The 11,998-nt window shown below is 60.6% G+C and carries 13 protein-coding genes; 5 read left to right on the top strand and 8 right to left on the bottom strand.

Going from position 1 to position 11,998, the window contains the following annotated elements; translation table 11 throughout:
- Both hutU and BLP23_RS26155 read left to right on the top strand, forming a co-directional pair.
- A complete protein-coding gene (gene hutU, locus BLP23_RS26160) occupies positions 1–1,674 on the top strand; it encodes a urocanate hydratase (protein ID WP_092587661.1) in 1,674 nt (557 codons plus the stop codon).
- Positions 1,675–1,677: 3 nt separating this feature from the next.
- Positions 1,678–2,253 (top strand): HutD/Ves family protein, encoded by a 576-nt coding sequence (locus tag BLP23_RS26155; protein ID WP_092587660.1) that lies wholly within the window; start codon positions 1,678–1,680, stop codon positions 2,251–2,253.
- Positions 2,254–2,512: 259 nt separating this feature from the next.
- Here BLP23_RS26155 and cobM read toward each other — a convergent pair whose 3' ends face one another.
- Positions 2,513–3,271, bottom strand: a complete 759-nt coding sequence (gene cobM / locus BLP23_RS26150) for a precorrin-4 C(11)-methyltransferase (RefSeq protein ID WP_092587659.1) — start codon at positions 3,269–3,271, stop codon at positions 2,513–2,515.
- Between the two features lie 2 nt (positions 3,272–3,273).
- Positions 3,274–4,506, bottom strand: a complete 1,233-nt coding sequence (gene cbiE, locus BLP23_RS26145) for a precorrin-6y C5,15-methyltransferase (decarboxylating) subunit CbiE (RefSeq protein WP_092587658.1) — start codon at positions 4,504–4,506, stop codon at positions 3,274–3,276.
- Between cbiE and BLP23_RS26140 the strand changes: the two genes are divergently transcribed.
- The gene (locus tag BLP23_RS26140) at positions 4,505–5,275 is read left to right on the top strand and encodes a cobalt-precorrin-6A reductase (protein WP_092587657.1); all 771 of its coding nucleotides are present in this window, start codon (positions 4,505–4,507) and stop codon (positions 5,273–5,275) included. The two genes, cbiE and BLP23_RS26140, sit on opposite strands and share 2 nt — an antisense overlap.
- Here BLP23_RS26140 and BLP23_RS26135 read toward each other — a convergent pair.
- The 6 genes from BLP23_RS26135 to BLP23_RS26110 form a co-directional block, all read right to left on the bottom strand.
- Positions 5,239–6,003 carry a precorrin-3B C(17)-methyltransferase gene (locus BLP23_RS26135; protein ID WP_092587656.1) on the bottom strand — a complete coding sequence of 255 codons (765 nt, stop codon included), beginning with the start codon at positions 6,001–6,003 and terminating at the stop codon, positions 5,239–5,241. The genes BLP23_RS26140 and BLP23_RS26135 overlap by 37 nt on opposite strands.
- Entirely contained in the window at positions 6,000–6,731 is a 732-nt protein-coding gene (locus BLP23_RS26130) for a precorrin-2 C(20)-methyltransferase (protein WP_092587655.1), read from the bottom strand. The genes BLP23_RS26135 and BLP23_RS26130 overlap by 4 nt, the downstream gene beginning before the upstream one ends.
- On the bottom strand, positions 6,728–7,360 hold the full coding sequence (locus tag BLP23_RS26125; protein WP_092587654.1) for a precorrin-8X methylmutase: 633 nt from the start codon (positions 7,358–7,360) through the stop codon (positions 6,728–6,730). The genes BLP23_RS26130 and BLP23_RS26125 overlap by 4 nt, the downstream gene beginning before the upstream one ends.
- Before the next feature lie 2 nt (positions 7,361–7,362).
- A complete protein-coding gene (cobG, locus tag BLP23_RS26120) occupies positions 7,363–8,697 on the bottom strand; it encodes a precorrin-3B synthase (protein ID WP_233426822.1) in 1,335 nt (444 codons plus the stop codon).
- A 101-nt stretch (positions 8,698–8,798) separates the two neighbouring features.
- Complete coding sequence (gene cobF, locus BLP23_RS26115; RefSeq protein WP_092587652.1) at positions 8,799–9,557, bottom strand: precorrin-6A synthase (deacetylating); 759 nt, start codon at positions 9,555–9,557, stop codon at positions 8,799–8,801.
- A 25-nt stretch (positions 9,558–9,582) separates the two neighbouring features.
- The gene (locus tag BLP23_RS26110; RefSeq protein WP_092587651.1) at positions 9,583–10,062 is read right to left on the bottom strand and encodes a DUF2938 domain-containing protein; all 480 of its coding nucleotides are present in this window, start codon (positions 10,060–10,062) and stop codon (positions 9,583–9,585) included.
- Positions 10,063–10,224: 162 nt separating this feature from the next.
- Between BLP23_RS26110 and BLP23_RS26105 the strand changes: the two genes are divergently transcribed.
- On the top strand, positions 10,225–11,157 hold the full coding sequence (locus tag BLP23_RS26105; RefSeq protein ID WP_092587650.1) for a dihydrodipicolinate synthase family protein: 933 nt from the start codon (positions 10,225–10,227) through the stop codon (positions 11,155–11,157).
- 264 nt (positions 11,158–11,421) lie between these two features.
- A complete protein-coding gene (locus tag BLP23_RS26095) occupies positions 11,422–11,994 on the top strand; it encodes a GbsR/MarR family transcriptional regulator (protein WP_092587648.1) in 573 nt (190 codons plus the stop codon).
- Positions 11,995–11,998: the final 4 nt, after the last annotated feature.

Genomic DNA, 11,998 nt, shown 5'->3' with positions numbered 1-11,998 from the left:
ATGAACAATCCCCGTCACAACATCCGCGAAATCCGGGCACCTCGCGGACCGGAGCTCAATGCCAAGAGCTGGATGACCGAAGCGCCGCTTCGCATGCTGATGAACAATCTAGATCCAGATGTGGCAGAAAATCCGAACGAACTCGTCGTCTATGGCGGCATCGGCCGCGCTGCCCGCACCTGGGAGGATTTCGACCGCATCGTCGCGACGTTGAAGACGCTTAGCGAAGACGAGACGCTTCTGGTGCAGTCCGGCAAGCCGGTCGGCGTCTTCCGCACACACAAGGATGCACCGCGCGTCCTGATCGCCAATTCCAACCTCGTGCCGCACTGGGCGACTTGGGACCACTTCAACGAGCTCGATAAGAAGGGCTTGGCGATGTATGGCCAGATGACGGCAGGATCATGGATCTATATCGGCACACAAGGCATCGTCCAGGGGACCTATGAAACCTTTGTCGAGGCGGGCCGGCAGCATTATGGCGGCAACCTCAAGGGCAAATGGATTTTGACCGGTGGCCTTGGCGGCATGGGTGGTGCGCAGCCGCTCGCTGCCGTGATGGCAGGTGCCTGCTGCCTTGCCGTCGAGTGCAATCCGGACTCGATCGATTTCCGCCTGCGTACTCGATATCTCGATGCCAAGGCCGAAACGCTGGACGAAGCCCTCGAAATGATCGGCGGCTGGACCAAGGCGGGCGAAGCCAAATCGGTCGGTCTGCTCGGCAACGCCGCCGAAATCCTGCCTGAAATGGTCCGCCGCGGCATCCGCCCGGATATTGTCACCGACCAAACATCAGCGCACGACCCGATCAACGGATACTTACCGAAAGGATGGACGATCGCGCAATGGAAAGCGATGCGCGAAAGCGATCCGAAGGCTGTCGAAAGAGCGGCTCGCGCCTCTATGCGCGAGCATGTCGAAGCGATGATCGCATTTTGGGATGCAGGTATTCCCACGCTCGATTACGGCAACAATATCCGGCAGGTTGCTCAAGATGAGGGTCTCGAGAACGCCTTCGCCTTCCCCGGCTTTGTGCCTGCCTATATCCGCCCGCTCTTTTGCCGCGGCATCGGTCCCTTTCGCTGGGCGGCACTCTCGGGCGATCCTGAGGATATCTACAGGACCGACGCCAAGGTGAAGGAATTGCTGCCGGACAACAAGCACCTGCACAACTGGCTGGACATGGCCCGCGCGCGTATCGCCTTCCAGGGTCTGCCAGCGCGCATCTGCTGGGTCGGCCTTGGCGACCGCCATCGTCTCGGCCTTGCCTTCAACGAGATGGTGAGGAGCGGCGAGTTAAAGGCGCCGATCGTTATCGGCCGCGATCACCTCGATTCCGGCTCGGTTGCATCCCCGAACCGCGAGACGGAAGCGATGAAGGATGGTTCTGATGCCGTCTCCGACTGGCCGCTGTTGAACGCTCTTTTGAACACCGCCTCCGGCGCAACTTGGGTTTCGCTCCATCACGGCGGCGGCGTCGGCATGGGCTATTCGCAACATTCAGGCATGGTCATCTGCTGCGACGGCACCGACGATGCGGCGCGCCGCATCGAACGCGTACTTTGGAACGACCCGGCAACCGGCGTCATGCGCCATGCCGACGCGGGCTACGATATCGCGCTTGATTGCGCCAAGGAGAAGGGGCTGAGATTGCCGGGGATCTTGGGGGATTGAACCATGCAGATCCTTCGCGCGGCCAATCACCGGCGCATGCCGTGGAAGAACGGCGGCGGCGAGACAGTGGAGGTGGCCGTTTCGCCGCAAGGGGCAACCCTCGGCGATTTCGACTGGCGGGTCAGCATGGCCACGGTTGCTTTCGATGGACCGTTTTCGATCTTTCCCGGCATCGACCGCACACTTTCAATCCTGTCCGGCACTGGCATGATGCTGGAGATCGACGGGCATGAGCCTGTGGTCTTGGCGCAGCAGAGCCCGCCATTTGCTTTTGCAGCCGACATTGCCGTGACGGCACAGCTTATGGCGGGACCGATCACCGACCTCAATGTCATGACGCGGCGCGACGCCTTTATGCACAAGGTCGAAAGGCTGCATATCGAGCGCAGTTGGAGCGGCTCTCTACCGGCCGCAATATCGCTTGTGCTGTGCCACGAAGGCGAAGCAGCATTCGAATTGGCCGAAGAAAACGGCATGATTTATGCCGGCGACGTATTGATGATCGAGGCTCCTTGCCGCGCCGCGTTGACGCTTGCTGGTGCCGCGACCTGCTATTTGATCAGCATCACCGCCATCTGAAGCCACGACGATTTCCTCGCATTTTGTATAGACAAATGCGCCAGATTTCGAGGTGGTCGAGACACTCATCAACCGCAAGGCTCATGCGCCATCTGCACTCGAGTTCTCGTCGACGCCTGCGACCGCCTCGACAAGGCCGGGCAGATCTGCGCGCTCTTCCAGGCTAACGACACAGGTCCCTTCTCCTTCGAGCCTTTCGCAGCCGAACTATCTGTCGGCAAGGCTCTGAGCGTGGATGGCGAGCCGGAATTCCGGCTCGCTATTGCCTGCCCCTGAACCGCCGCTGGTAGGAGGCATCGTAAAGGGCGCTTTCGCGAAAATCGCCTACAGCAAGCGTTCGACCGACGAAGATGATCGCCGTGCGCTCGATCGGTTCGAGGGCGACCCTCGCCTCGATGTCAGCAAGCGTGCCATGCAGGACGCGCTCGTCCGGCCAGGACGCTTTGACGACGATCGCAACAGGACAATCAGCGCCATAAAGCGGTGTCAGTTCTTGAACGACCTGGCTGAGTGCATGAATTGCCAGATGGATTGCAAGCGTCGAACCCGTCGCACCAAACCTGGCAAGCGTTTCCTCATTCGGCATCGGCGAAGCGCGGCCCGAGACGCGGGTCAGCACCAGGCTCTGGGCAACGGCCGGAATTGTCAGTTCCCGGCCAAGCGCGGAGGCCGCAGCAGCAAAGGCCGGAACGCCCGGTGTCATCGTGTAGGCGATGCCATGCTTGTCAAGGCGCCGAACCTGCTCAGCGACAGCGCTCCAGACGGAAAGATCGCCGGAGTGCAGACGAGCCACATCCTCTCCTGCGTTGGCCGCACGCAGATATTCCGTCTCGATCTCATCGAGCGACATCGGCGCGGTATCGATGATGCGCGCATCAGGCGGGCAGTATTTGAGCAGTTCCGGGGATACGATCGATCCGGCATAAAGGCATACCTGGCATCTGCCAATGAGGTCGCGGCCGCGAACGGTGATGAGATCGGCTGCACCTGGGCCTGCTCCGATGAAGTGAACCGTCATTTTTAGTCCTTGATCCAGCGCCATTGCGCCACGGGCATTGCCGGGCGCCAGCCGCTCATTGCGCCGAGGGGGCCGGCTCGGGAAATCTCGATCCTTGTCAGGAAGCCGCCGCGCCTGGCCTGTTCGGCAAGCAGAACGGCCTCCATTTCCAGTGTCACCGCGTTGGCGACAAGGCGCCCGCCGCTCTTGAGCGAGACGATTGCGGCATCCATGACGCCCGGCTCGCTGCCGCCTCCGCCGACAAATATGGCGTCAGGTTCCGGCAATCCGCTGAAAGCTGCAGGGGCTGTTCCCTCGACAACGGCAAGGCCCGGCACGCCCAGCGCAGAGGCATTGCGCGCGATCCGGCTGACGCGATCTGGCGATTGCTCAATAGCGACCGTCTTCAGTGATGGGTCGCAGAGCATCCACTCGATGCCGATCGAACCCGAGCCGGCCCCGATATCCCACAGCAGTTCCCCATGGCGCGGCGCAAGTGCCGATAGCGTCAGAGTGCGGATTTCGCGCTTGGTGATCTGCCCGTCATGTTCAAACAGCTCGTCTTCCAGGCCGGTTGCAAAAGGCAGGACGCGAGCTTCTATTCCTGCCTTAACCTCGATGGCGCAGACATTGAGAGGGTCGATATCTCTAAACTGGAAGTTTTCTGCAGACGTGCTGAGGATACGCTCGCGCGCGCCGCCGAGCGCCTCCAGAACGGTTATGCGGGAATGGCCGAAGCCGCTGTTTGACAGCAGCACAGCCAGTTCCCCGGGCCCCTTCCCGTCGGAAGTCAGCGCAATAATGCGCCGTCCGGAATGCAAATGGGGGCGGATGAGATGGATGGAACGGCCATGAAGCGAGAGGCAGGCGGTTTCCTGCAATGGCCAGCCGAGACGGGACGCGGCCATGCTGAAGGCCGACGGAGCTGGAATGGTGCGCATCTCCTCGGCATTCACATGCCGCGAGAGTGTCGCGCCGACACCAAATAGAAATGGGTCACCGGAAGCGAGTACGACGACCGGTGTGCCGCGCCGCCTAAGGATCGCGTCGATCGACTTCTCAAAGGGGCTTTGCCAGACGAGCCGCTCGCCCGCAATCAGACTATCCATCAGCGCATGGTGCCGTTCGCCTCCGAAGACGGCGGGCGCGGCCAGGATCAGGCGCTTGGCGTGATCGCCAAGTCCTTCTGGACCATCCTCGCCGATACCGATAATGGTTAGCCAGGGTTTCGGGGTGTGGCTAGGCATATCAGACATGGCAAAAATCCGCGTGCTGATACTGGGCGGAACGAGTGAAGCGCGTGCTTTGGCGCAGATGCTCTCCAAGAAGGCCGGTTTTGACATCCTTTTGTCTTTGGCCGGCCGCACGGAAAAACCATCGATCCAGCCTGTTCCCGTTCGCACTGGTGGTTTCGGCGGAGCGGAGGGCCTTGCTTCTTTCCTGCGCGACAAAGGATTTGACCTTCTCGTCGATGCGACACATCCCTTTGCCGCCCGCATCTCCGCCAATGCCTTCGACGCAGCACGACTTTCCGGAATTGCGGCACTTGCCCTTCGCCGGTCCGAATGGATCGAGCGGCCGGGCGACAAATGGACCGCCAGCAGAAACATCCCGCAGGCCATCGCCGCGCTTGGACCTGCCGCCCGCCGCGTCTTCCTGGCGATCGGGCGTCAGGAGGCGCACTGTGCCGAGGCGGCGGCACATCATTTCTATCTTGTTCGCAGCGTCGACCCGGTCATCCCGCCGCTCAATATTGCAAACGTCGAATATATTCTCGATCGCGGCCCCTTCGATGTGGACGGCGAGGCCGCGCTTCTTGCCTCTCACCGCATCGATGCGATCGTTGCCAAAAACAGCGGCGGCTGGGCGACCTACGCGAAAATCGAGGCGGCTCGCCACCTCGGCATTGAGGTCTTCATGATCGCCCGTGCGCCCGCGCCTGCCATGAGAGCGGTGGAAACCGTCGAGGAAGCGCTCGGCGCGATCGGTCACTTGTTTCCTCCCGCCATGGAACGGGGGGTATAGACGAGTTCGGGCCTGCCGCCGCCCGAAATAATCCGTGTTTCCGGCGACCCGATGATGATGCAGGTCGCCATATCCGCAACGGAAGCGTGGGCGTCACCGAGGGGCTGAATGATGATCCGCTCATCGGGACGTCCGGCGGCGCGGCCGAAGATCACCGGCGTCTGCCGCGGCAGATGTGCGCGCAGCAGTTCAAAGGCCTTGCCGAGCTGCCAGGGCCGCGCTTTGCTGATTGGATTGTAAAGGGCAATCACGAAGCCCGCCTTTGCAGCCAGCGTCAGGCGCTTTTCGATGATCTCCCAGGATTTGAGGTTATCCGAAAGCGAGATCGCGCAGAAATCGTGGCCGAGCGGGGCGCCGACACGCGCTGCAACCGCAAGCATCGCGGTAATGCCCGGGACGACGACCAGCTCGACGGAACGCCACTCCGCCGGACCTGTGTCGATTGCCTCGCAGACTGCCGCGGCCATGGCGAAAACACCGGGATCGCCGCCGGAGACGATACAGACCTTGCGGCCGCCTGCCGCCATCGTCAAAGCATCCCCTGCCCGCCTCATCTCCTCGCGATTGTCGGAGGGATGGCGGATTTGATGGGCACCGAGTTGCAGCCGGTCGAGATAGGGACCATAGCCGAAGAAATCGGTCGATGCCGAAACGGCTGAATGCGCTTGCGGCGTCATCTGCTCTGGGTTGCCAGGACCGGTGCCAATGACAAACAGGATTCCACTCATCGGTTAGCCTCCCAGCCTGGTACCAGCACAAGCGAGAAATACGGCGCCTCACCCTCCGGCCGTTCCACAAGCTTCAGCATGGCGGCATTCGCCATCGTCCCACGCTCGACATAGACGGCTTGACCGAGACGCCCTGCCGCTTCGAGAGCGCGGCGGATCTTCGGAAGATTGCGGCCGACCTTCATAATGACGGCTGCCTGGGTATCGCCAAGCCGTCGCGTCAGTTCCGCTTCGGCCATGGTGCCCGGCAGCACGGAAAGCACATCGTCACCTTGGACGATCGGCATGCCGGCAAGCGACCAGCAGCCGGACATGGCGCTGATGCCCGGGATCACCTCGGTCGGATAGCGATCGGCGAGGCGCACATGCAGGTGCATATAAGATCCGTAGAACATCGGATCGCCTTCGCTGAGGACCGCAACGGTTTTCCCTGCATCGAGGTAGGCTGCGACCAGGGCTGCAGAATCATCGTAAAAGGCGGTGATCTGGCTTTGATAGAGCGCGTCACTCTTTTCGATTTCAGTGGTAACCGGATAATAGAGCGGCAGCAGTTCTGTCTCGGGACCGATCAGGTGCTCGACGACCGCCCGGCCGTTGCCGGCCCTGCCCTGTTTGGCGAAATAGGCAATGACGTCAGCAGCTTCGATCGCCTTCTTTGCCTTGATGGTCAGCAGATCCGGGTCGCCTGGGCCCGTGCCGACGCCGATCAGACGGCTGGGTCTGCTCATAGTCCCGACCTCGCCAGCGCGTTGATTGCGGCCGCCGTCATCGCACTGCCGCCCAGGCGGCCGCGAACGATCGCAAAGGGCACGCCATAAGAATTTTCCGCCAACGCGTCCTTGGATTCTGCCGCACCGACGAAGCCGACCGGCATACCGATGATGGCAGCCGGCTTTGGTGCGCCGGCGCGCAGCAGTTCAAGAAGGTGGAAGAGTGCCGTTGGAGCGTTGCCTATCGCGACAACGCTGCCGGCCAGACGATCGACCCAAAGGTCGATGGCCGCCGCCGAACGCGTGTTGCCGCTTGCTGCTGCCATTTCAGGGGTGCGCGGGTCGCGCAGAGTGCAGATCACGTCGTTCTTTTCTGGCAGCCTGGCGCGCGTGATGCCATGAGCCACCATTTCCGCGTCGCAGAAAATCGGTGCGCCCTTTTGGAGCGCGCCGCGCGCTGCAAAGACGAAATTTGGCGAGAAGTCGAAATGTGTGGCGGCTTCGACCAGCCCGCAGGCATGGATCATGCGCACGGCAATCTCGGCTTCTTCCGACGAAAAGCGCGAGAGGTCCGCTTCGCTGCGGATAATCGCAAAGGAGCGTTCGTAGATCGCCTCGCCGCTGCGAATATAGTCGTAATCTGGCATACCTATTCCTGTTTCAGCGCCTTCACGATCGTCTGGGGGCCGAGCCGCGTTAGGCAGGCAGCAGCCGATTCATCAGCGCTCTTGTTCTTCCCGACAAGCCGGGCGAGCTTCTCTATAGCGAAATCGATCTCGCCGCCAGCAATCGTTGCATCGGGGCTGTCGCCTGCATATCCGCTCAACACAATACCATAACCGCTCGCCATTCCAGTCAGCGCCAGCGCCGGTCGCGGATGGGCGCATCCCTTGGAACAACCCGAGAGATGAAACATCAGCGATCCATCGAAAAGAACCGGTGAATGCTGCAGTAAATGCTGTGCCCGCACCCTCGTTTCATAAAAGCCCGAGGCGCAGGCGCCCGCCCCGGCGCAAGCGGCAATATTTGCAGATGGATCATCCGGATCGGAGCTGAGGCCATACCCCTTTGCAGCTGCCTGCAACGCCTTCGCCTCCTCTGTGCTACAGCCCGTCACGAAGAACTGGCGGCCCGGTGCCAGGCGAATTTCCGCTGCACCGAGGCGCTCGACTTCTCCCAGAAATCTTGACAGGTCGTTTGCCTTGATCTGGCCGAAGCGCGGTCTGAGGCCAAGGACCGGGCTGTGATCGGAAAGCTGATGAAGGCCGGGCCTCGGCATTTGCGAATGTGGCCCAGCGGCCAATTGCGCGTCCATTGCTGGGAACACATCGCGCAATGCAAGCGGTCCAATGTCGCCCGTTCGAGAATTCTTGCCAATTTCCATGAGTATCGCCAGCAATTGCCCGACCGCCCGGGCGGCGTCGTCGGCTGAACCGATACAAACCGGCTTTGCCGTTTTTGCATCGCCGTTTATCGCGACCAGCCAGCGGCTTTCGTCCAGAGCGACAACACGGATATCGGCCGAAAGACCGGATAGACCGAAACGTCCTCCACCATCGACGATGATGGAGAGCTTTGGGGCCAGAAGTGGTGAAGACAGCATAATCTTGAGCTCACCTCGCAACCGGGCTTCGATCGCGGCGGCACTTCCTATCTCACCCGGATCGATGCCATGCAGCGGCGATAGCTCGATCGGCGGACCTGCTGGAACAAGGATCCCGGCCGCATCAACATCAGTGGCGAGCCGCCCGACAGTTTCCGGCCGCAGGCCGCGGATTTGCAGACTTCCCCGCGCAGAAATTTCCAGAACGCCATTGCCGTATGCCGCGGCGGAGGCTGCAAGCATATTCAATTGCGAAGGCGTTAGCGCGCCGCCGGCCGGCCGCAACCGTACGAGAAGGCCGTCGCCGGTCGCCATCGGCGCAGCAAGGCTCGGACAGGCGCCTCGGCGCGAGCCTGGTGCACCAATGGCGCGCCCTTCCATGTCGATCTCTCTTTCGCCGGCAAGGCCCATGGCGCGTCCTTTCATCCATGCCTTTACGGGGCCGCACCCTTGCGGTAAAGCGGCCCGACTAATCCACTGGACTAATCCTGAAAGTCGCGACCTTTGCGCAGCAGGTAGATATCCATGATCCAACCGTGCCGTTCGCGCGCTTGGGCCCGGGTCCTCACGATGTCATCGGCGACGTCGCTAAGCCGCCCGGCACGGATGATTTCGTCCTGCGTGCCAAGATAGGCTCCCCAGAAGATCTCCGCATCCGGGTCGTCGATCTTCGTAAACGCCTGGGTGCCGTCGAGCATTACAACCGTACTTTCCGTCTTAAGCCCCTCTTCGGCAAGCCTTCGGCCGGTCGTAATTTCCACCGGCTTGCCGACGAGATTGATAGGGATGCGGTGGCTGGCTGCAAGCGCCTGAATGCTGGTAATGCCCGGGATGACGGTGAGATCGAATGCCACTTTATCCCGCACCCGTTCCAGGATGCGCAACGTGCTGTCGTAAAGGCTCGGATCGCCCCATACGAGGAAAGCACCCGTGCCATTTTCAGGCAACTCGCTGATCAGTTGACGATAGGTGGCAGCAATCGCGGCGTGCCATTCATCGACGCTTTGACCATAGCCACGCTCCTTCGTCTCGCGAAGCGGCACCGCAAATTCGATGATCTTGCCATCCCTCTGCTTGAGATACCGCTTGCAGATTTCGCGGCGGACATCGGCAAGCTCTTCCTTCTGTGCACCTTTTGTGGGGATGAAGACCAAATCTGCAGCATTCATGGCGTTGATCGCCTGAATGGTCATGTGCTCCGGGTTTCCGGTGCCAATGCCGATCGCGTAAATATGCTTCACTGAGCCTCCTTGCGGTCTTGCGCCGTTAGGCGATCAAAAGCGCCGTGCCGTAGAGCCCAATGGCAAAGACGGTATGGGCGATCAGATTGAGCGCGCGCACCTTGTTCGGGTTCGGCGACCTCGACGCGGCCCAGCCGATGCCAAGCCCGGGCTGCAGCAGGAACCAGCCGGCCCCGACCGTGACAATACCAAGGATCCAGGCGGGGAGGAAAGTCGGCGCTGCCAGCCAGGATGGCCCCGTGATAGCCGCAAGAGCAAGGCCATAGATGATGCCGGTCGCATAATGGCCGATCCACCCCAGTGCCAGCTCGTGCCTATAGGGCTCTGCTTCGGCGATACTGTCGTGAAATACCTTGCCGCGCCCAAGGTGCCAGAACCACCGTCCGACAGGCGCCCAGTTGGCAGGCGCCTGACCGAAGGCCTGGAAAAGCACGATTGCCCAAATATCCATGAGGATCGTCGCACCGATCCCCATTGCAATGCCGCGCCATAAAATATCGAACATGAATAAGATCCAGAGTCGTAGATTGCTGGACTGTCTTAAACACGCGCGGCAGGCCCTGCAACAGCACTCTTACAGTTACGTCGGATCGCGGCGCAAACGGCGCATTTCAATTGATCGGAACGATGACTACCCCTAAGTTCCGGCCAAAAGGGAGAGTGCGTAATGAAGCTCGATCATACAGCCAAGGGCGTCTATGCCATCGCCGCAACGCCTTTTCATCCGGACGGACGGCTGGACACGGTGTCAGTCGACCGGCTCACCGATTTCTATCTCGGCTGCGGCGTGAGCGGGCTTACCATTCTCGGCATCATGGGCGAAGCACCGAAGCTTGAGCCGGAGGAGTCGCTTGCAATCACCCGGCAGGTCGTGAAGCGCGCAGGCGTTCCGGTGATCGTCGGCGTCTCGGCGCCGGGCTTTGCGGCGATGCGCTCACTTGCGCGTGGCGCCATGGATCTCGGTGCTCAGGGCGTCATGATCGCCCCACAGCCATCGCTTCGCACGGACGATCAAATCATCGGCTACTATGCCCAGGCGGTCGAGGCGATCGGCGAGGATATTCCTTTCGTCATCCAGGACTATCCGCTGACGCTGACCGTGGTGATGACGCCTGGCGTCATCCAGAAGATCGTCAACAATCATCCATCTTGCGTGATGCTGAAGCACGAGGACTGGCCGGGCCTTGAGAAGATTTCCCAGTTGCGGGCAGCGCAAAAGGCGAGCGAGATGCGCGACATTTCGATCCTTTGTGGCAACGGCGGATTGTTTCTCGATTTCGAGATGGAGCGCGGCGCCGATGGCGCGATGACCGGTTATGCCTTCCCGGATATGCTGGTCGACGTCGTGAATTTCCAGCGGGCCGGAAATCGCGAGGCGGCACATGACCTCTTCGATGCACATCTGCCGCTCGTGCGCTATGAGCAGCAGCAGGGCGTTGGCCTTGCCATACGCAAATATGTCCTCAAGAAGCGCGGCGCAATCGCCAGCGATTCCCAGCGCAAGCCCGCGGGAAGCATTTCGCAGAGGGCAAAGGCGGAGATCGATTACCTCCTTTCACGCGTTGCAAGATACGACAAGCGCGCAGCGTTCAGAACCTAGCCCGCCAATCTGCCATTCGGCGCTCTACGTTTCTCTATCGTTTTTGCGCTGCTCTTTTCATCAAGGGACGGCACGCGGCCAGCAAAAAGAGCCTCTGGTTCCGACTGGACATCGTGACAAGGTAATGGAGTCGTGACGCTCAGCAGGCTGAGCTCGGCCTGCAACCAAATTGCCGCAGCCCTGGTTTGCTCGATTGAGAGCTGCGAAAACCGGTGTATAGTAGTTTCAGAAATTTCTGAAATCATAGAAACAACGGAATCGGCAATGAATCTTCCACCGCTCGTTCAATCCTTCGTTTTGCATTTCGGTGAGATGGGCTCGCGTTGGGGCATCAATCGCACGGTCGGCCAGATCTATGCGCTTCTTTATGTTTCGCCCTCGCCGCTTTGCGCCGATGAGATCGTCGACGCGCTCGGCATCTCGAGATCGAATGTTTCGATGAGCCTGCGGGAGCTGCAGGCATGGAACCTTGTGCTTTTGAAACATAGACCTGACGACCGCAGGGATTTTTTCACCACGCCTGACGATGTCTGGCTTATCCTGCGCACGCTTGCTGAAGAGCGGAAAAAGCGCGAGGTCGATCCAACACTCTCGGTTCTGCGTGAAATCCTCATGCAAAGGCCGGCGAGCGAAGCCGAACGCTTTGCCCAGGAGCGGATGAGCGAAATGCACGGTCTCATCGAGCAGCTGACGCATTGGTATGAGGACGTGAAACAACTTGAAACAGAGCGCCTCGCAGCGCTACTCTCTTTGGGAGCAAAGGTTACGAAGCTTCTCGAAGCCAAGGACCGGGTGGTTTCACTCGGCCGTGGCCGACGGCCTGCGAACAAGAGCTAGCGCC

Origin of the sequence: Rhizobium mongolense subsp. loessense (genome assembly GCF_900099775.1) — a bacterium.
Classification (GTDB): domain Bacteria; phylum Pseudomonadota; class Alphaproteobacteria; order Rhizobiales; family Rhizobiaceae; genus Rhizobium; species Rhizobium loessense.
Note: the sequence above shows the minus strand (reverse complement) of the source record. Positions and strands in the feature narration are given on the sequence as shown.